Genomic DNA, 18,695 nt, shown 5'->3' on the forward strand with positions numbered 1-18,695 from the left:
CGGCCCCGGGATCATTCCCGGGGCCGCTCTCGTGTGTCTGGTGGGTCAGGACTCGCGTCGGGCGACGGGGTGTTCGGGCTCGTCGCGCAGCTCGTCCGGCAGCAGGTCCGCGGGGGCGTTCTGCCAGCTCACCGGGCGCAGGAAACGCCGCAGGGAGGTCGCGCCCACCGAGGTGTGCAGGGCGTTGGTGGTCGCGGGCCAGGGGCCGCCGTGCTGCATGGCGGCGCTGACCGCCACCCCCGTGGGGAAGCCGTCGTGCACCAGACGGCCGGTCCGGGTCAGGAGGCGTTCCGCCAGCCTGCCCCGCAACCCGCGCTCGTCGGACTCGGAGAAGAGCGAGGCGGTCAGGGAGGCCGGCAGTTCCTCGATGAAGCGGAGCAGTTCCTCCTCGTCGTCGTAGGTGGCGACCAGGGTGAGGGGGCCGAAGCACTCGTCGAGACCGTCGGGGGTGAGCTCGGCGAGCCGGGCCTGCAGCAGCCGTGCGGGAACGGACCAGCCCTCCTCGTCCGCCGGGCCCTCGGCGACCAGGCGGCCGGGAAGCTCCGCGGAGGTGTAGGCGGCCTTGATGCCCTCGGTCAGCAGGGTCTGGGCCGGGTGGGTGCGCACGGCCTGTGCCAGCCGGTCGACCAGGGCCGAGCCGGCCTGGTCGCCGGGGAGCAGGACCAGACCGGGCTTGGTGCAGAACTGTCCCGCGCCCAGGGTGAAGGAGCCGAACAGGCCCTCCGCGATCTGCTCACCGCGGGCGGCGGCGGCCGCGGGGGTGACGACCAGGGGGTCGAGGCTGCCGAGTTCGCCGTAGAAGGGGATGGGGTCGGGCCGGGAGCAGGCCAGGTCCCACAGGGCGCGGCCCGCGCGGGTGGAGCCGGTGAAGGCCGCGGCTCGGATCTCGGGGGCCAGGACCAGGGCGCGTCCGGATTCGAGGCCGTGTACGAGTCCCAGCAGCCCCTCGGGGGCGCCTACGGCCCGGGCGGCCCCGGTCAGTGCCTCGAAGGTGCGCTGTGAGGTCGCGGGGTGGGCGGGGTGCGCCTTGACCACGACCGGGCAGCCCGCGGCCAGGGCCGAGGCGGTGTCCCCGCCGGGTACGGAGAAGGCGAAGGGGAAGTTGCTCGCCCCGAACACCGCGACCGGGCCCAGGGGCACCAGCATGCGGCGCAGGTCCGGCCGGGGGCCCGCGGGGGTCTGGCCGGGGCGGTCGACGACCGCCTCCAGGTAGGCGCCCTCGCGGATCTCCTCGGCGAAGGTCTGGAACTGGTAGGTGGTGCGGGTGAGTTCGCCGTTGAGCCGTTGCGGGCCCAGGGCGGTCTCGCGGTCGGCCAGTCGGACCAGCTCCTCCCGGTCCTTCTCCAGGGCGTCCGCGCACGCCTGGAGGAGGTCGGCCCGCCACAGGCGGCCGAGGCGGGCGAGGGCGGGCGCTGCGTCGGCCGCGGCCCGGCAGGCCTGCCGCACCTCCTCGGTGGTGCTCTCCCGGGTGACCGTCTCCACGTCCTTGCCGGTGCGGGGGTCGATGCTGGTGACGGGGGTGGTTTCGGGGTTGGTCATCGGACGATCTCCAGACCGGCGCGGATCAGGGTCCGGGCCTCGGCGAGGTGTTCGGGGGCGGGCTGGGCCAGCGGCGGTCGCACCGGGCCCACGTGGTAGCCGAGTTCGTCGGCACGGTCCTGTGCGGCGGCCTTGACCAGGGAGACCGCGTAGCCGGTGCCCCGGTCCCGCAGTCGGACCCAGGGCACGAAGAACTCGTTGAGCAGGCGGTCGACCAAGGCGTCGTCACCCCGCCCGAGGGCGGCGTGGAAGGCGTGGGAGATCTCCGGGGCCACCGCGTGGATGGCGGACGAGTAGGCGCTGACGCCGATCGCCGCGTAGGAGCGTGCCTGGAGTTCGGCGGTGGGGACACCGTTGAAGAACAGGAAGCCCTCGGGGGCGGCGAGGACCAGGCGCTGCATCTGGTCCAGGTCACCGTGGCCGTCCTTGACGCCGACCAGGTTGGGGATGGCGGAGAGCTCGGTCAGGCTCTCGGGGGTGAAGGAGACCTGGGAGCGCTGGTAGGCGATGACCGGCAGGCGGGTGGCGGCGCACACGCGGCGGGTGTGCTCGACCAGGCCCGCCTGGGGCCCGTTGACCAGGTACGGGGGCAGCAGGAGGACCGCGTCCGCTCCGGCCCGTTCGGAGGAGCGGGCGAAGGCGCTGGCCAGCGGGGTTCCGTGGCCCGCTCCGGCCACGACCGGGATCCGGCCGTCGGCGACCCGTACGGCGGCGGAGACCAGGGCCTCGTGTTCGTCCAGGTCGAGGGAGAAGTACTCACCGGTGCCGCAGGCGACGAAGAGGGCTCCGGGGTCGGCGGCCAGTTGGTGTTCCAGGTGGGCTTCGAAGGCCTTGAGGTCCACGCCCCCGTCCTGGTCGAAGGGGGTCAGGGGGAAGGCGAGAACCGAGCGGTCCATGCCCTGGGACAGGCGTTGGGCCACCTCGGCGACGTGTTCGGGGCGTTCAACGGGGGAAACCAATGTTGTCTCCGTATGTAGATGGTATTCTCATATACAAACAGAGGCTATGTTTGTGATCGGAGGACGTCAACACCCGGCCGAGAACATCCGCGGCGGGGCGCGGCTAGACTCCGCTCGACGGCGAACGGAAGGCACAGACGTGAGGACAGGTGTGGACGGCGAGAAGGAGGGCGTGCGCGAGGTCAAGTCGGCGGCCCGCACCGTGGAACTGCTCGAACTGCTGAGCGGACTGGGCCAGGCCGCCTCGCTCCGTGTCCTGTCCCAGCGCATGGGGGTGCCGCGCAGCAGCCTGTACGCGCTCCTGCAGACCCTGGTCCAACGCGGCTGGGTGCGCACCGACGCCACCGGCACCCTCTACACGCTCGGTATCCGCGCCCTGCTCACCGGGACCGGCTACATCGACGCCGACACCCGCACCGCCCAGGTCCGCCCCCACCTGGACGCGCTCTCCGAACGCACCGGGGAGACCCTGCACTTCGCCCGCCTGGACGGCGCCGACGTCGTCTACCTGGCCACCCGCGACTCCCGCCACTACCTGCGGCCCTACAGCAGGGTGGGCAGGAGGCTGCCCGCGCACGCCACCGCCCTGGGCAAGGCACTGCTGGCCGAGCGCACCGATGCCGAGGCCGACGCCCTGCTCCCCGACGCGCTGGCCCCGCTCACCGCGAGCACCGTCACCGACCGCCGGGTGCTGTTCGCCGAACTGGCCGCCATCCGGGACCGCGGTTACGCCACCGAGGACGGGGAGAGCGTCGAGGACGTCCGCTGCCTGGCGGTCCCGCTGCGCTACGACCGCCCCGCCACCGACGCCCTGAGCTGCTCCATCCCCGCGGCCCGCCACAGCGAGGAGCTCGAACGCGAGAGCCTGGCCGCCCTGCGCCAGACCCGCAGCCTGCTGGAGCAGAGCGTGGTCACCGAGGCCTTCACCAGCGCCGCCACCTGAGCAGGACGCGGGGCGGGGTCCTCCTCACGTCGCCGCTCCGGCCAGGACGGCCCGGGCCGCGGCCCGCAGTTCCTCCAGGAAGGCCTCGGTGGCAGGGGCGGTGCGCCGGTCCGCGGGCAGGGCCACGTACACGCCGCGGTGCGGCAGCTCCCCCGGGTCCATCGCGGCCAGGGCGATGTCCGGGCGGGCCGAGGCGGCCGCCAGCGCGGGCAGCAGTGTCACGCCCAGCCCGGCGGCGACGAAGCCCTGTTTGGCGATCCACTCGCGTACCACGTGCGCAACCCTGGGTCGAAACCCCGGACGTACCGCCGCGGCCAGCAGGGTGTTCTCGGGACGCTCTCCCCCGGCGATCCACTCCTCCCCCTCCAGCTGCGCGAACCGCACTCCCCGCCGCCCTGCCAGCGGGTGTCCGGCCGGGAGCGCCACCAGAACCGGTTCGTCCGCCAGGTGCGACAGGCGGACCCGGGCGCCGTCGGGCGGTGAGCTGACCACGGCCAGGTCCAGTCCGCCCTGCTGCACCCGGTCCAGCAGGTCCACGGTGAACCCCTCGTCCCGGGACAGGTGGACACGGGGATGGCGTGTGCGGAAGGCGGCGATGGCACGGGGCACCAGGGCGGCGTCGGCGGTGGCGAAGGAGCCCACCCGAAGGCGCCCGCCGTCCAGGCGGCGCAGGGCCTCCAGGTCGGTGCGGGCCGCCGCCAGCCGTGACACGACCGCCTCGGCATGGGGCACGAGGACGTGTCCGGCCTCGGTGAGCGCCACGCCCCTGGGCAGCCGGTCGAACAGGGCCGTGCCGAGGTCGTGTTCGAGGGTGTGGACCTGGCGGGAGACCGCGGACTGCGTGTACCCCAGGCTCCGGGCGGCGGCGGTCAGGGAGCCGGCTTCGGCCACCCGGAGGAAGGTCTCGTACGCGTCATGTCGTTCCAGCATGCCTCCCATGCTAGACATTCGCTTGTGGCATGGGTACGCGCGGCCCTAGCGTCGAGGGCATGGACACGATCGCCTTTCTGGGGCTGGGCCACATGGGCACGCCCATGGCCCGCCGCCTCCTGACCGCCGGACACGACCTCACCGTCTGGAACCGCACCACCGACAAGGCACGGAGCCTGGGCGCGGAGGGGGCCACGGTGGCCGACTCCCCCGCCTCCTGTGTGGCCGGGGCCTCGGTGGTGATCACGATGCTGGCCGACCCGGCCGCCGTGAGCTCGGTCGCCGAACAGCTGCTCCCCGCCCTGCGACCGGGAACGGTCTGGGTGGAGATGTCCTCGGTGGGCCCGGACGCGGTCGCCGACCTGCGGGCCCGCCTACCCGAGGGGGTGTCGTTGGTGGACGCCCCGGTGATGGGCAGCGTGGACCGTGCGGCCTCCGGTGAGCTGCTCATCCTGGCCGGGGGCGCGGCTGCTACGACGGAGAACGACGCGGCGGCGAACGCAGCGGAGAAGGCGCTCAACCTGTTGGGGACCGTACGGCACTGCGGTGGGCCGGGGTCGGGAGCCGCGCTCAAACTGGTGTTGATCAACGCGGTGATCGGCGGGGTGGCGGTGGTCGCCGACAGCCTCAGGCTCGCCCGCGAACTGGGGGTTCCCGAGGCGGAGGCACGCGAGGGGCTGCTGGCCGGACCCGCGGGCGGGGTGGCCGGTCGGGCCTTCGCCGCCGAGGCCCTGTACCCGGTGCGCCTGGCGGCCAAGGACGTCGCCCTGGCCACGGCTAAGGCGGAGCTGCCGGTGCTGGAGACGGTTCACCGGGTTCTGGTGGAGGACCCCGAGTTGGCCGAGCGGGACCTGGCTGCCATCCGCCCCTGACCGGGAGGGGGGCGGAGACCGGGGTGTCAGGAGCCCGGGACGCGCAACACCGCCAGGACGCGGCGGCCGTACTCGTCGGGGCCGGTGCGACCGCACCGGGATGTTCGCCCCCGTTCTGTCGGAGCCATCGGGGACAATGCCCGGCATGAGTGAATCAGCGCAGCACCGGCACCACGCCCTGGACTACGTCGAGATCTCGGTCACCGACATGGAGGAGGCCAAACGGTTCTACGCCGAGGCGTTCGGGTGGCGGTTCAACGAGTACGGGCCCGCGTACACGGGGATCCGGTCGCCCGACGGGGAGTCCGAGGTGGGCGGACTCAACCCGAACGGTGAGGTGCGGGGAGGAGGGCCCTTCGTCCTGCTCTTCTCCGAGGATCTGGACCGGACGGTGAAGGACGTGGAACGCGCCGGCGGCCGGATCCTGGAAGCCCCCTACGCCTTCCCCGGCGGGCGGCGTTTCCACTTCGCCGACCCGAGCGGGAACGAACTGGGTGTCTGGGCCCAGTCCTAGGCATCGTGGCCCACGGGCGATCCCGGCACACGCACACGGGGCCCGGCACACGGGGGCGCCCCGCTCCCCCACGGACGGGAGCGGGGCGCCGGCTTCTCGGGCCTGTCGGGGTCCCGCTACTTCGGGAACCGCAGCGTGGCACACGCCTCCACGGGGTGCACGTCCTCCTCCGGAGGGGCGCTCTGCTCGGTCTGGGGCAGTTCGGTGAAACCGGCGTCCGACATCACCGCCGCACGCAGCATCAGCGCGCTGGCCGGAGCCTTGAAGCCCGCGTTCGGGTCGTCGAGATTCCTGGGTGAGGTGTCCACCAGGACCGGTGAGTGGTACGAACCCCACAGCTCGGGCTCGTTGATCCGGTCGGAACCCAGCAGCAGCGTCTCCACCCGGGCCTCCGACAGCATCGGCAGGACGGACTCGGTGCCCCTGACAGCCTGGTCGTGGGCGAGCTTGCGCTGGTAGTCGGAGAAGGCCTGTGCGTGCTCCTCCCGGATCAGCTCGTGAAGGCACTCCTCAGCGGCCTCGTGCAGGCGCTCCTCGGCGTCGGCGCCGCCGCGCCCGCCCGCGACCACCTTGATCGGGATCGTGAGCTGGCGGGGGCCGAGGTTGTCACGCAGGTAGGCGATGGCCTCGTCGTCACCGCCGACGATGATCGCCGCGGCGTCGACCTTGCGTACCGCCTGACGCACCATCTCGGCGACCTGGGCGGTGTTCTCCTTCCACAGCTCCTGGGAGATGTTGGTGTCGGCACGGCGGCCTCCGGCATCACCGCGCTGGCCGGGGTGGACTCGTCCCTGCGATTCCATGTCCTGCAGGTCGTAGCCCTCGTTCTCCATTTCCACCGTGGGTTTGGCAGCGGGCTGTGCGGTGTAGGCGAACACCTTGGCGTGGATCCGGTCCAGGGCCACCAGGACGTAGGGGACGCTACGGCCCCGGTCGACCGCCAGGGGGAGGACATCGGGGATGGGAAGCAGCGAGGCCCGGTCCTGCCTGGGTGTTTCGGCGAGTGTGTGAGCCCCCAGCAGACGCCCCTCGGAAGCGTAGAGCGCCTGTCCGTGGTCGCCGTAGGCGCGGGAGTCACCCTGCCCGATGGCCTCCTCCAGGACGTCGAGTGTGGCTTTGTCGGTCCCGAGATCGGCCAGGTGTTCGCGCAGGTGCCGCCAGCGCAGTTCGATCTTCTTCTCGGCGTCCGTGGTGTCGCGGCTGGTGTCCAGGTGCACCGAGGCCACTGGGCCGTCGCTTTCGTACAGAGGTCGCAGAAAACCAAGGTCCATAGTCTGCGGGGCGTGTGTACCCCCGCCCCGCCCACCTCCTTCTCGGGGTCGGCCTGCGAGTCATCCTGGGGGCCATGGTGGTGTCCGACAGCACGCCACGTCGAACGAGACACGGTCCTTGCCCGATGATTTCCAGATTTTTCCCGTCCGTACCTCCCGGGTGAGCCCGGGGACGGTCAGGCCGGATCCGGGGCCTCGGCCAGTGCCCGGTCGATCGCCCCGGCGGTGAGCACCAGGGCGGGGGCCCAGGCCAGGGCCAGACCGATCAGCCCCGCCCCCACGAAGGGGGCCGACAGCGCCCACTCGCGCCCCAGCGGCCCCTCCAGGGCGGCGGCCAGGGCCCCGCCCAGGGCCAACCCCACCGACAGCATCCCCCAGGACAGGGTCCGGTGGGCGCTGAAGGCCCGGGAGCGCAACCGGTCGGGGGTCAACCGCTGGAACAGCGAGAGCACGGTGATGTTCCACCAGGTCGAGGCGAACCCGGTGAGGAGATAGCAGACCGCGAACACCGCGACGTCGTGCAGCAGGCCCACGGTGAGCGCGCTCGCACCCAGGACCGCCAGGATCACGGTCAGGGCGGTGGAGGGGTGGATCCGCGCGGAGAAGGAGGGCACCACCAGCGCCCCCAGGACCGCCCCCGCCGCGGTGACGGTCATCAGAAGCCCGTATCCCTGCGGCCCCACATCCAGCACGTCCTGGGCGAAGAGCACCAGCACCGACCCCATCAGCGCCGAGGCCAGGTTGGACGCCCCCGTGACCAGCGCCAGCGGGCGCAGTACCGGGTGACGCCACAACCACACCATCCCCTCACGCAACATGGAACGGACGGAGGGCCGGGGTCCCCCGGCCGGTGCCGGGTGGAAGTTCCCGCGCAGGCTGAGCAGGCAGACCACGGCCAGCAGGACGAGTACGGCCTGGGCGCCGAAAGCCCACGCGGTGGAGGCGGCCAGCAGCGCACCGGCCAGCGGGGCGCCCAGGAACTTGTTGAGTACCCGCTCCACCGCCTGGAGGTAACCGTTGGCCCGCTCCAGCCGCGAGTGCGGTACCACGGTGGGCACCACCGACTGCGCGGTGTTGTCGAAGAACACCTCGCACGCCCCCACCGCCAGGGCCACCGCGATCAGCAACGGGATCGACCCGGCTTCCAGGGCGACCACAGCGGTCAGGGAGACCAGCAGCAGCGCCTTGGCTCCCCCGCCGGCCACCATCAGGCGGCGCCGGTCGACCCGGTCGCCCACCACCCCGGCGACCAGGGCGAACAACCAGGGCAGGCGGGTGGCCGCGCCCACCGACGCGACCAGGAAGGGGTCGTCGGTGAGGGTGGTGGCGTACCAGGGCAGTGCCACCACCGCGATCCCATCGCCCAGGTTGCCCAGGCCCACCGCCCCCAGGAGTTTACGGAACTCCACGCCCAGGGGGGCGCGGCGGGGGCGTTCGGCCGCGGGCTGCGGTGTTTTCTGGGCCATGGGGCCTTCCGGGTGGGGGTGGAGCGGTCTGAGGCCGACACGGTGAAGCGTAGGCGGACGGGACGACAGGCGGTCTTCCCTCGGCAGAAACCCGTCCGGGGCACAGGTCGAGGAGGGGAACCGACCTGACCGGAGGCGAACCCGAACTGTCGGGTCGGGGCGGGGGCGCCGTCCGTAACTTGGCTGGTGAACGAGGGAGGAACAGGTGCTGGACCGGTTGAACGAGGCGCTCGGACGGGTCGAGGAGAACCCGGGGGAACCGGTGGACGTGGCCGCGATGGCACGGGCCGCGCTCACCTCCGAGCACCACTTCCGGAGGATGTTCTCGGTGCTGGCGGGGATGCCGATCTCCGAGTACGTGCGTCGGCGCCGCCTCACCCTGGCCGGGGCCGAGGTGATCGAGGGCAGGGACACCCTGCTCGACATCGCGGTCCGCTACGGCTACGGGTCGGCGGAGGCCTTCGGGCGGGCGTTCCGGGCCGTGCACGGGATCAGCCCGGGCCAGGCCCGGCGCTCGGGTGCCGCGCTCAGCTCCCAGTCACGACTGACCTTCCACCTCACCGTCGAAGGGAGCACCGCCATGCGTTACCGGATCGTCGAGAAGGAGGCGTTCCGCCTCATCGGCCCCGGGACCCGGGTCCCGCTGGTCCACGAGGGCGTCAACCAGCCCGTGGTCGAGTTCGTCCGGGGTCTGGGCAGGGACGTCCACGAGCGGGTCGGGGAACTGTCCGACCAGGAGCCGCACGGCGGCCTGTCGGTCACCGTCACCCACGATCCCGACCAGCGGGAGGGCAGCGACGTCGACTTCTACGTGGCGGCCGCCAGTTCCGCCCCCGAGGTCCCCGAGGGCATGGAGGCCCTGGAGGTACCCGCGGGCACCTGGGTGGCCTTCCAGTTCGAACGGGTGACCTCTCCCGAGTCCATCCAGCGGATCTGGGTGTACGCCCACTCGGAGTGGTTCCCGGCCAATCCCGCCTACCGGGCCAGGCAGGGCCCGCAGATGGTGAGGGTGGAGTACGAGGGGCCGGACGGAAACCTCGCCACGGGCGAGGTGTGGATGCCGGTGGAGAGAACCGTCGTCTGACCCGGTCCGCCCCCGGCCCGACGGTCCGTCCGGTCCGGGGGGCGGGCGTTCCCGGGGCAGAGCGCCCCGGGATCAGAGTGCGCGGGAGCGGGTGCGGGCCTGTTCCAGAAAGCGGCGCAGGACCTCGTTGAACCGGTCCGGGCGCTCCAGGTTGGGCAGGTGCCCGGCGCCCTCGATGATCTCCACGACCGAGTCCGGGACCTGGACGTGCATCAGCTCGGCTCCCCCGGGCGGGGTGAAACCGTCGTGCTGTCCCACCAGCAGCAGGGTGGGCGCGGAGATGCGTTTGAGCAGCGGGGTGTGGTCGGGGCGTTCGGCCCTGCCCAGCTGTGCTGCGGCAGCCCCTTCGGGCGGGGCCGCGTACATCATGGCGCGCACGTGGTCGGCGACCGCGGGCAGGTCGCGTACGTTCTCGGCGGTCATCATGCCGACCAGCATCTCGTCGGCGTAGCCGCGCATGCCCTCTTCGCGCAGACGTGCGGCCATCCTCTTGCGGGAGAGCCTGCCCTGGTCCGTCTCGGGCATCGGGTTGGTCGCCGCCAGGGTCAGTGAGTCCACCCGGTCGGGGAAGAGCCGGTACATCTCCAACGCGACCTGTCCGCCCATGGACAGGCCCACCACGTTGACCACGTCCAGCTCCAGGTGGTCCAGGAGCGCGGCCAGATCCCGGGCCAGGGTGTCCATCGAGGTCACTCCGGGCACGACGGTGCTGCGCCCGTAGCCGCGCAGGTCCGGGACGATCGCCCGGTACCCGCGTCCGGCCAGTGCCCGGACCTGGGGTTCCCACATGCTCTTGTCGAAGGGGTGGCCGTGGATGAACAGGACGGGGCACCCTGCTCCACGGTCGGTGTAACTGACGCTGATCCCGCGCACGGACGCAAGGCCCGGGCCGTCACTGTTCGCGGTGTTCGTCGTCTGGTGTGTCACAACAAACGATGCTATTCACGGATGCAAGGGGATGAACAGGGGGCGCCGGGAAAGCGGGCGGGCCGCAGGCGGTTCCTCCCCGCCCACGGCCCGCGCACCGTATCAGTTCATCGCGCCGACGCCCGGCGGTTGCCGCCCCGGGCCATCAGCACGGCCGTGAGGAGGTAGGGGGCAGCGAACAGCACGAAGGCCGGCCCGTGCCCGAGTACCAGGAACGCCCCTGCGTACAGCGGGAAGGACAGGATGTTCACCGCCTCCGTACCCAGACCGGCCAGGGAGGTGACGGTGGCCCGGCCGGGTCCGGTGATGCTGTCCTGGAGCCGGGCGTCGACTACCACGTTCATCATTTGGCACACGCCGAAACCACCGCCGAGCAGGATCCAGCCGACCGGGTTCCCCAACAGGGCCCCCGCGCCGATCGCCACGGCGGCCAGGGCCAAGAGCACCCCGAGGGTCCGCGGGGACAGGCGGGAGGCGGGGCCGGCGAGCAGCCCGCCCGCGGTGACGCAGACCCACACCGTCAGCACCACCAGTGGCACGTCCTGGTCGGCCACCCCGGCGGAGGCGGCCAGCAGGGGGACGTACTCCTCGAGCATCTCCCAGAACACGGTGACGACCACGACCAGCACGATCGCGTGGCGCACGGTCCGGCTGCCGCGCGCCTCGGTCAGGCCGGCCCGCAGGGTCCGCAGGTAGCCCGGAGCGGGATCAGCTCCTTCTGCCAGGTCGGTCGCGGTGCCGTCGGAGCGCGGGGGGCGGTTCTCCGGCAGGGCCGTACCGGCGAGCGCGCACAGCACGCAGGCGGCCACGCTGGCCGCACCGATCGCCGCGTAGCCGCCGTGGGCCATCACCGGCACGGCGAGCAGGGTCGCCGTGCCCACCGAGGCCACGCCCAGGGCCCGGGCCACCCCCATGACCCGGGCGTACCGGCCGGCGGCGCCGCGGTGCGCGAGTTCGGTGTAGACGAGTGCTTCGAGGGCGCCCGAGGACAGTGCGCCGCCCGCGCCCCACAGGACGAACCCGAGGGCGAACGCCCAGTAGGACGGGAGGAGCAGCCACAGTGCGAACCCGGCGCCGGCCAGGAGCGGTGCGGCGGCGATCAGGTGGCGGCGGGGCACGACGTCGGCCCAGGCGCCGACCGGGATCGCCAGGAGCGCGCTGGTCAGGGACCACAGGACGAAGAGCGAGCTGATCTGTGCGACGGACAGCCCGGTCTCGGTGAAGAGCAGGGCGTACAGCGGATAGAGGAGGACGAACTCCTCGAGGAGGGCGTAGGCGTAGAGCGGCCGGGTCAGCCCGGACGGGCGCGTGTCGGGCACGCGCGAAGGCAGGGTGGTCATGGAGGACTTTCGGTCGGGCGAACTGGGGCACCTGGGGTGGTGGTCACCCGGCGGTGCCCGGGCGTTCGCCTCGGACCGGCCTCGGCCGCAGCCTAGGAGTTAATGTCGCTGGTCCATGCGTCCAGGATAGGCGCCGGGGGCGGAGCGGCGCGAGGGGTTGCGGACTCCTTCGTCGGGCGCCGTCCCGGGGCCGGACGCTCGCATGGCCAGGCGTTCACCGCCAGTGCGGCCCCCGCAGGGCCGGATGCGGACCGAGCCTGGGGGCGGGCGGAAGGGGGTGGCGTTCGGGGACGGCCTGGAAGGCCTGGACCAGGTAGGCGGCCAACCTTCGGGAGGCGGCCAGGGCGTCCTCCCCGGAGTCGGCGGTGATGCCGCTGTTGGCCATCATCACCAGAGTGAGGTCGTCGCGGACGAAGTCGGGGCGCAACCGCCCGACGGCCTTGGCGCGGCGGGCGAGTTCGGCGAGGGCGTTCTCGACCCGGACCCGTTCCTGCTCGAAGACCGTGATGTCGGGGACGGAGGCCAGGAGCACGGTGGTGAGCCCCCGGTCGACGGCCTGCAGCTCACACAGTTGCTCGATCACGGTGCGGAAGCCGTGCCAGGGATCGGGGTCGGCGAGGGCGCGGTCGATGGCCGCCACGCACTCGGTGATCTGATCGGTGAACACCTCGATGACCAGGTCGCTCTTGGCGGGGAAATGGCGGTAGAGAGTGGCGATCCCGACCCCGGCCCTGCGGGCGATCTCGGTCATGGACACGTCGAGGCCGCCCGCGGCGAAGGAGGTACGGGCGGTGCCGAGGATGCGGTGGTGGTTGTGCAGGGCGTCGGAGCGCGGCTTCCGAGAGGATTCCGTCGGCATGCCTCTCACTTTAACGCCAAACGGATCGCCCCCTCCGTTTAGCTTGTTAGCTTCGACGACGAGGGCGGGGGACGACCAGCTCCTCCCCTGGATCGGAACGGACGGAGAAGACCTTGGCGGAGATGCGCGCAGCCCGCTTCGACGGCTACGGGGCACCCGAGGTGCTGTACGAGGGCAGGGCCCCCCGCCCCGAACCTGGCCGGGGCCAGGTTCTGGTGCGGGTGCACGCCAGCAGTGTCAACGGCGGTGAGCTGCTGATGCGCGCGGGGCGGCTCGCTCCACTGACCGGTCGGCGCTTTCCCAAGGGTATCGGCATCGACTTCGCTGGTGAGGTCGCGGAAGTGGACGCCCAGGTGAGCGGGCTCGCCGTGGGCGACCGGGTGTGGGGCACCGTGGGACGGGCCGGAGGCAGCGCCACCGCCGAGTACGTGGCCGTGCGCCCGGAGCAGGTGTCCCTCAGCCCCGCCGGGCTCGACCCGTTCCAAGCGGTCTCGTTGCCCGCAGGGGGCACCACCGGGATCACCGCGCTGCGGGACAAGGCGAGGGTCAGGCCGGGGGACCGGGTGCTCGTACGCGGGGCCGGCGGCGGGGTCGGCAGCGTGGTGGTCCAACTGGCCAAGGCCATGGGAACACACGTGACCGCACTGGCCGGGGCACGCAACCTCGACTTCGTCCGCGGCCTCGGCGCCGACGAGGCCTTCGACTACGCGACCACCGGCCCCGGGGAACTGGCCCGGCTGGAACGGTTCGACTCGGTCATCGACATCGTCGCCACCGACCTGCCCGCCTACCGCCGGCTGCTCGCCCCGGGCGGACGCATGGTGGCCGTGAGTTTCGGGTCGTTCGCCTCGGTACTGCACATCCTGGGTTCGCAGGTGCTGGGGCGGCGTCGGACCATCTTCTTCAGCGGGAATCCCAAGACCGCGCTCTTAGCCGACCTGGCCGGGTACGTGGAACGCGGTGAGGTCCGCCCGGTCGTGGACACGGTGCACGAGCTCACCGACATCGCCAAGGCCCACCGCGCACTGGAGGCCGGGGGTGTGCGGGGCAAGCACGTCATCAGCCTGCTCTGAGCCGTGCTCGAGGTGACCAGGGGTCGGCGCCGGACCGGGGATGACGCGGGGCGCGGGCACGGGGCGGAAGGCGGCGGCGACACCAACGCCTGGAAATTACAGAAACGCCCAGTTCACAACCCTCAGTTACTTTTCAGTCACTCTGGGGAGGACAATGTTCACCGTGCAGTGGTTGGGACGTACTGCTTTCCGTGGCGGGATGGAGCACGGCTTCTCCCGTCCTGAGCGCTCGCCGGGGCGGCCCCCACGTGAACTCCAGGAGACCGTGCATGCCGGGTACACCCGTATCGCCCGCATCCCCCGCAGCTTCCGTACCGTCCGGTCCCCCCGTGGCGGGGTCCGCCACAACCCGCCGCCAGGCCCTGGTCGGTGGAGCCGTCACCCTGGGCGCCGCAGCCCTGGGCGGTGCCCTGGGCGCGCCCTCCGCGTTCGCGGCCGCTCCCCGGGGCCCCGTGATCACCGAACCCTTCTCCCTGGGCGTCGCGTCCGGCGACCCGCGCCACGACGGTGTCGTGCTCTGGACCCGGTTGGCCCCCGACCCCCTCGCGGAGGACGGTCTGGGCGGGATGCCCGCCCGCACGGTCGAGGTGGAGTGGCAGGTCTCCCACCGGGAGGACTTCTCCACGCTCGCCGCCTCGGGCACTGTCGAGACCGGTCCCGAGCAGGCGCACTCGGTACACGTGGAACTGGAGCACCTGCGCCCCCGGGCCGACTACTTCTACCGTTTCCGGGTCGGCAACGAGATCAGCCCGGTCGGCCGGACCCGGACCGCTCCGGTACCCGGTACCCGGCTGGACCGGTTCGCCTTCGCGTTCGCCAGTTGCCAGAGCTACACCCACGGCCACTACACCGCCCAGGCCCACCTCGCTGACGAGGACCTGGACCTGGTGGCCTTCCTCGGCGACTACATCTACGAGACCGGCGACCAGGGCGAGATCGGCCGCGGGCACTTCCCCGGGAGGGAGGTCCGTTCCCTGGCCGAGTACCGGCTCCGGCACGCCCAGTACAAGACCGACCACAACCTCCAGGCGGCGCACGCGGCCTTCCCCTGGGCGGTGGTCTTCGACGACCACGAGCTGGAGAACAACTGGGCCGACGACACCTCCTACGGGGAGGACGTGCCGCCGGAGGAGTTCCTGCTGCGCCGGGAACACGCGCTCAAGTCCTACTACGAGCACATGCCGCTGCGCGCCGCCCAGCGCCCGGCAGGCCCCGACCTGCACCTGTACCGCAGACTGACCTTCGGCAACCTGGTCGACATGCACCTGCTGGACACCCGCCAGTACCGGGACGCGCAGGTGGAGGACTCCGAGCGCGACGACCCCGAGCGCACCCTGCTGGGCGCCGACCAGCGCCGGTGGCTGTCCCGGGGGCTGGCCGATTCCACCGCCACCTGGAACGTCCTGGCCCAGCAGGTGTTCTTCTCCCAGCGCGACTTCGCCGAAGGCGGGGCCACCAACTTCAGCAACGACGCCTGGGACAACTACCGGGTCGAGCGGGACGGCGTCCGCGACGAGCTCGCCGGGGTGTCCAACCCGGTGGTCCTCACCGGTGACGTGCACGCCAACTACGTGGTGGACGTCAAGGCCGACTTCGACGACGAGTCCTCGGCGACCGTGGCCACCGAACTGGTGGGCACGTCCTTCACCAGCGGCCGGGACGGGGTGGAGCAGAACCCGGGCGACGCGGTCCAGCTCACCGAGAACCCGCACATCAGGTTCATCAACCGCAACCGGGGCTACGTGCGCAACACGGTCACCCCGACGGAGTGGACCGCCGACTACCGGGTGGTCGACTACGTGAGCGAACCGGGGGCGCCCATCCGCGACCGGGCCAGGTTCGTCATCGACTCCGGCAACCCCGGCGTGCGCCCGCAGAAGTAGGTCACGGGCCTCCTGAGCGGCCCGCCGCCCCGGTGGCGGGCCGTCCCCGTGCTGTTGGGCACTCCCCTGCCGGAACCGTCTCCGGGAGAGCTGTCCTCGCTGACAGGCCGCCCTGACCAGCTGTCAGTCCCCGCCGGGCCAGAGTTGACCGAGGTCGATGTCCGTGAAAGGCGCTGAGCGCCTGAACCGGCCCCGGTGCGCGCGGAGGGCCGGGAGCAACCACCGGCGGTCGGACCGTTCTCGTTGCCCGCGGCGGCCGATCCTTTCGCCTGGTCACCGGGCTTTCGGGGAACTTCCTCCCCGGGATTCCGGAGGCGTCCTGGTCTACCTGTCCTCGGGGCTGAGCCAGAGGGCTTCTGCGGCGACCAGGCCGAGGGCCTGGCCCCTCTCCTCGCCGCCCTTCTCCGGGTGCACCGAGATCTGGATGGAACCGGCGAACGGAAGCCGTTCCACGACCTCCACGCGCATACCGATGCCGATGTCGATGTCGGCCAGGTAGCGCAGGAGTTCGGGGTCGGTGTCGTTGACCCGGACGATCACCCCGGACGTTCCGGCCTCGGCCTCGGAGAGCAGTACGGACTCGCGTTCGACGATGGTGCCCTCGCGGGTGGGGATGGGGTCGCCGTGCGGATCCACCACCGGTTCCCCCAGGTGTGCGGCGATGCGGTCGACGAACTTGTCCGAAACCACGTGTTCGAGGATTTCGGCCTCGTCGTGCACCTCGTCCCAGGAGTAGCCCAGCTCGGCCACCAGGTAGGTCTCCAGCAGCCGATGGCGGCGCAGTACCGCCAGGGCGGCCTTGGTCCCGGTCTCGGTGAGGCTGACGTTGCCGTACCGCTGGTGCTCCACGAAACCGAGCTCGTTGAGTTTGCGGAGCATCCCCGACACCGAGGAGTTGGACACCGAGAGCCGTTCGGCCATCCCGGAGATCGTCACCGGCCCGGTGCCGCGTTCCTGGAGGTCGTAGATGACCTTCACGTAGTCCTCGGCCGAAGTGGACGGCCGTGCCGGTGTGTTCCCCATGCCCGTAACCGTATCGCGGACCGTCCTGGGACAACGATTTCCGCCACCCGCCCTGTGGACGACCTCCGCGAGCGTTCTCGTCAACGGACTCTCCCCCGATCACGTTCCCCGAAGGGTTCACGACTCGGAGCAGTTGGTGCACAAGGGCGAACCCGGGTTCGAGTAGTACCGAAACGAGTGAGAACGGGCGGTGCGAGCGCGGATTCATCCGTGTTCGCGCCGTTTCTGCCTTCGGTTCCCACTGATTGGGCATGCCAAGTTCCGAAAACCCGCCCCACACCGGGGTCCGTGCCCCAACACTGGGATGCGGCGGTTGGGGAAGGGAGAACATGAGGAACATTCGGACTCGGTACGTACTGGCCTTCGACTCCTCGTGCGACAGGTGCGCCGACATCTCCCACGCGGTGGAGGCCGTGTCCGGCGGCAGGCTGGAGACGCTGCCGCTCACCCACCCGGACGTTCGGGAGTGGCGGGGCCGCCAGTGGGGGCCGAACGCCCCCTGGGTGCCGACGCTGGTACGCCACCGCGGCGACGATGTCCGCTGCTGGAGCGGGGCGGCGATGGTCCGTCCGTTCGTGCGCGGCCTGGGCGCGCGGGTGGCGCTGCGGGTCCTGGAAGCACTGGGGGAACTGAGCCGCCAACGCTGCCGCGCCCCCTGGGAACGGGCACGGGTCTCCGCCGCCCGCGTCCCGGTGCGGCCGCGCCTGCTGCGCTGGGCTGCGGGCGGCGCCGCGCTCGTGACCCTGGCGCTGGCCGGACGCACCCCCGGGCTGGCCCGCTCCGACCACGCCCTGGCCCGGGAGTGGGTGGAGACCAACCGGGACCGGCTGCCGAGGGACTACGACGCGTTCGTGTCCCACCCTCTGGTCCGCCGCCGCCTCGTCTTCGCCGAACTCCCGCCCCTGGCCCGCCGTGACCTGTGGCTGGAGCACCTACGCCGCTACGAGCGGGCCCACCCCCACCTCACGGCCGCCCAGCGCGAGGTCGTGGACCTGGCCCGCCGGACGCTGTCCGACGTGCTGGTGTTCCGGGACGGACTGGACCCGATCCGGGAACGGGAGCTGCGCGGCCTGGCCGTCTCGGCCTTCGGCACCGAGGAGGCCCATGCGCTCCTGGCCACCCTGGGTCCCGACGAGCCGGATCCGGACGGTGCCGCCCACGCGGGGAAGGGGCGTTGCGGAGCCTGGGAGCCGTGTCTGTCGAAGGGGTGCCGGGAGCTCCCCTTCACCTGCGGAACCGCCTGGGCGTACACCCGTGACGGCATCCGCGTCCGTGCGGAACCGGCCGGTTAGCGCTCCGCACGGAAGGTCCCGGAGCGGGAGGGAGGCCCCTGCCGGGTCGGTCCGTCCGGGCCGAACCGGGGTCCGGGCGCAGGTGGGCGATCGTCCCCTCCGCGACCGGGTACGGGTGCTCCCGCGGCAACAGCTCGGACGCCGCGTCCAGGTCACCCTTCCGCACCAGGCCGTGCACCTCGTGGGCCAACGGGGTCACGTCGGTGATCGCCACCGTCCACTCGTCGGCGTAGCGGCGCGAGGCCTCACCCGACAGGCCGAGCTGGAGCGAACGGTGGCCCAGCGGGTTCAGGCGCAGGTCGCGTTCGGGATCCCACTGCACCCGTGCGGGGGCCTCGCGCAGTTCGCGCTTCCAGGCCTCCCGGTCGGCGTGCACGCCCCGTTCGTAGTGCGACAGTGCCGAGTTGCGCAGTGCCCACTCGAACCCTGCGCGGTCGACCTCCACCGCCAGGACGGTCTCCTGGTTCTCCTTGAGCCCCCAGCCGCAGCGGTACATCATCCACCGGAACGACGGTTTGACCCAGGTCATCCGCTCGCGCTTCCACGAGGGCGGAAAGCGGCCGTCGCGCGCCGCGGGGACGCCGATGGCGGGGCTGTAGGCCTGGTAGACGGTGACCGTGGTGTCGGTGTACCGGGCACGGATCTGGAACGGGGGGATGCTCACGGGACACCAGGGTGCCGCTGGCCAGCGGCCGGGGCAACCGGTTTTCCGCCGGCCAG

At 72.0% G+C, this 18,695-nt stretch carries 17 protein-coding genes; 7 read left to right on the forward strand and 10 right to left on the reverse strand.

Translation table 11 applies throughout. The features are described 5' to 3' along the window. Window positions 1-45 precede the first annotated feature (45 nt). Entirely contained in the window at window positions 46-1,539 is a 1,494-nt protein-coding gene (locus IE195_RS09620; protein ID WP_191269771.1) for an aldehyde dehydrogenase (NADP(+)), read from the reverse strand. After that, entirely contained in the window at window positions 1,536-2,498 is a 963-nt protein-coding gene (locus tag IE195_RS09625; RefSeq protein WP_225942435.1) for a 5-dehydro-4-deoxyglucarate dehydratase, read from the reverse strand. Before IE195_RS09625 ends, IE195_RS09620 begins: the two co-directional genes overlap by 4 nt. Window positions 2,499-2,637: 139 nt before the next feature. Between IE195_RS09625 and IE195_RS09630 the strand changes: the two genes are divergently transcribed. Continuing rightward, window positions 2,638-3,441 (forward strand): IclR family transcriptional regulator, encoded by an 804-nt coding sequence (locus tag IE195_RS09630; RefSeq protein ID WP_229826144.1) that lies wholly within the window; start codon window positions 2,638-2,640, stop codon window positions 3,439-3,441. Between the two features lie 24 nt (window positions 3,442-3,465). Here the strand turns inward: IE195_RS09630 and IE195_RS09635 are convergent, their stop codons facing one another. Next, window positions 3,466-4,371, reverse strand: a complete 906-nt coding sequence (locus tag IE195_RS09635; protein ID WP_191269775.1) for a LysR family transcriptional regulator — start codon at window positions 4,369-4,371, stop codon at window positions 3,466-3,468. A gap of 59 nt (window positions 4,372-4,430) precedes the next feature. On the opposite strand from IE195_RS09635, the gene IE195_RS09640 reads away from it, so the two are divergent. Together IE195_RS09640 and IE195_RS09645 are read left to right on the forward strand one after the other, a co-directional pair. Beyond that, complete coding sequence (locus IE195_RS09640; protein WP_191269777.1) at window positions 4,431-5,243, forward strand: NAD(P)-dependent oxidoreductase; 813 nt, start codon at window positions 4,431-4,433, stop codon at window positions 5,241-5,243. Between the two features lie 145 nt (window positions 5,244-5,388). Then, a complete protein-coding gene (locus tag IE195_RS09645; protein WP_191269779.1) occupies window positions 5,389-5,757 on the forward strand; it encodes a VOC family protein in 369 nt (122 codons plus the stop codon). A 116-nt stretch (window positions 5,758-5,873) separates the two neighbouring features. On the opposite strand, the gene IE195_RS09650 is transcribed toward IE195_RS09645, so the two are convergent. Further along, window positions 5,874-7,028, reverse strand: coding sequence for a baeRF2 domain-containing protein (locus tag IE195_RS09650; RefSeq protein WP_191269781.1), 1,155 nt, complete (start codon window positions 7,026-7,028; stop codon window positions 5,874-5,876). A 176-nt stretch (window positions 7,029-7,204) separates the two neighbouring features. Beyond that, a complete protein-coding gene (locus tag IE195_RS09655; protein WP_191269783.1) occupies window positions 7,205-8,494 on the reverse strand; it encodes an MFS transporter in 1,290 nt (429 codons plus the stop codon). Between the two features lie 205 nt (window positions 8,495-8,699). Here IE195_RS09655 and IE195_RS09660 point away from each other — a divergent pair, with 205 nt between their 5' ends. After that, complete coding sequence (locus IE195_RS09660) at window positions 8,700-9,578, forward strand: AraC family transcriptional regulator (protein WP_191269785.1); 879 nt, start codon at window positions 8,700-8,702, stop codon at window positions 9,576-9,578. Between the two features lie 72 nt (window positions 9,579-9,650). Here the strand turns inward: IE195_RS09660 and IE195_RS09665 are convergent, their stop codons facing one another. From IE195_RS09665 to IE195_RS09675, 3 genes are all read right to left on the reverse strand, one after another. Beyond that, window positions 9,651-10,505 carry an alpha/beta fold hydrolase gene (locus IE195_RS09665; protein WP_229826145.1) on the reverse strand — a complete coding sequence of 285 codons (855 nt, stop codon included), beginning with the start codon at window positions 10,503-10,505 and terminating at the stop codon, window positions 9,651-9,653. A 107-nt stretch (window positions 10,506-10,612) separates the two neighbouring features. Next, window positions 10,613-11,845 (reverse strand): MFS transporter, encoded by a 1,233-nt coding sequence (locus IE195_RS09670; protein WP_191269787.1) that lies wholly within the window; start codon window positions 11,843-11,845, stop codon window positions 10,613-10,615. 214 nt (window positions 11,846-12,059) lie between these two features. Next, window positions 12,060-12,704, reverse strand: coding sequence for a TetR/AcrR family transcriptional regulator (locus IE195_RS09675; protein WP_191269789.1), 645 nt, complete (start codon window positions 12,702-12,704; stop codon window positions 12,060-12,062). 122 nt (window positions 12,705-12,826) lie between these two features. Here IE195_RS09675 and IE195_RS09680 point away from each other — a divergent pair, with 122 nt between their 5' ends. Next, the gene (locus IE195_RS09680) at window positions 12,827-13,777 is read left to right on the forward strand and encodes an NAD(P)-dependent alcohol dehydrogenase (protein ID WP_191270508.1); all 951 of its coding nucleotides are present in this window, start codon (window positions 12,827-12,829) and stop codon (window positions 13,775-13,777) included. A gap of 269 nt (window positions 13,778-14,046) precedes the next feature. Then, window positions 14,047-15,660: an alkaline phosphatase D family protein gene (locus IE195_RS09685; protein WP_191269792.1), complete on the forward strand. Its 1,614-nt coding sequence runs from the start codon at window positions 14,047-14,049 to the stop codon at window positions 15,658-15,660. Window positions 15,661-15,984: 324 nt separating this feature from the next. Here the strand turns inward: IE195_RS09685 and IE195_RS09690 are convergent, their stop codons facing one another. Further along, entirely contained in the window at window positions 15,985-16,683 is a 699-nt protein-coding gene (locus IE195_RS09690) for a metal-dependent transcriptional regulator (RefSeq protein ID WP_191269794.1), read from the reverse strand. A 329-nt stretch (window positions 16,684-17,012) separates the two neighbouring features. On the opposite strand from IE195_RS09690, the gene IE195_RS09695 reads away from it, so the two are divergent. Further along, window positions 17,013-17,975, forward strand: a complete 963-nt coding sequence (locus IE195_RS09695; RefSeq protein WP_191269796.1) for a bacteriocin fulvocin C-related protein — start codon at window positions 17,013-17,015, stop codon at window positions 17,973-17,975. On the opposite strand, the gene IE195_RS09700 is transcribed toward IE195_RS09695, so the two are convergent. Next, window positions 17,908-18,639, reverse strand: coding sequence for a DUF4291 domain-containing protein (locus IE195_RS09700; RefSeq protein ID WP_191269798.1), 732 nt, complete (start codon window positions 18,637-18,639; stop codon window positions 17,908-17,910). The genes IE195_RS09695 and IE195_RS09700 overlap by 68 nt on opposite strands. Window positions 18,640-18,695: the final 56 nt, after the last annotated feature.

The sequence above is a fragment of the Nocardiopsis terrae genome, assembly GCF_014651695.1.
GTDB lineage: Bacteria > Actinomycetota > Actinomycetes > Streptosporangiales > Streptosporangiaceae > Nocardiopsis > Nocardiopsis terrae.

Excerpts from the sequence above, each read along its gene's own strand:
- IE195_RS09635 (WP_191269775.1), bottom strand. The coding sequence starts at position 4,371 with ATGCTGGAACGACATGACGCGTACGAGACCTTCCTCCGGGTGGCCGAA.
- IE195_RS09650 (WP_191269781.1), bottom strand. The coding sequence starts at position 7,028 with ATGGACCTTGGTTTTCTGCGACCTCTGTACGAAAGCGACGGCCCAGTG.
- IE195_RS09640 (WP_191269777.1), top strand. The coding sequence starts at position 4,431 with ATGGACACGATCGCCTTTCTGGGGCTGGGCCACATGGGCACGCCCATG.
- IE195_RS09655 (WP_191269783.1), bottom strand. The coding sequence starts at position 8,494 with ATGGCCCAGAAAACACCGCAGCCCGCGGCCGAACGCCCCCGCCGCGCC.
- IE195_RS09675 (WP_191269789.1), bottom strand. The coding sequence starts at position 12,704 with ATGCCGACGGAATCCTCTCGGAAGCCGCGCTCCGACGCCCTGCACAAC.
- IE195_RS09645 (WP_191269779.1), top strand. The coding sequence starts at position 5,389 with ATGAGTGAATCAGCGCAGCACCGGCACCACGCCCTGGACTACGTCGAG.
- IE195_RS09670 (WP_191269787.1), bottom strand. The coding sequence starts at position 11,845 with ATGACCACCCTGCCTTCGCGCGTGCCCGACACGCGCCCGTCCGGGCTG.
- IE195_RS09620 (WP_191269771.1), bottom strand. The coding sequence starts at position 1,539 with ATGACCAACCCCGAAACCACCCCCGTCACCAGCATCGACCCCCGCACC.
- IE195_RS09695 (WP_191269796.1), top strand. The coding sequence starts at position 17,013 with ATGAGGAACATTCGGACTCGGTACGTACTGGCCTTCGACTCCTCGTGC.
- IE195_RS09690 (WP_191269794.1), bottom strand. The coding sequence starts at position 16,683 with ATGGGGAACACACCGGCACGGCCGTCCACTTCGGCCGAGGACTACGTG.
- IE195_RS09685 (WP_191269792.1), top strand. The coding sequence starts at position 14,047 with ATGCCGGGTACACCCGTATCGCCCGCATCCCCCGCAGCTTCCGTACCG.
- IE195_RS09680 (WP_191270508.1), top strand. The coding sequence starts at position 12,827 with ATGCGCGCAGCCCGCTTCGACGGCTACGGGGCACCCGAGGTGCTGTAC.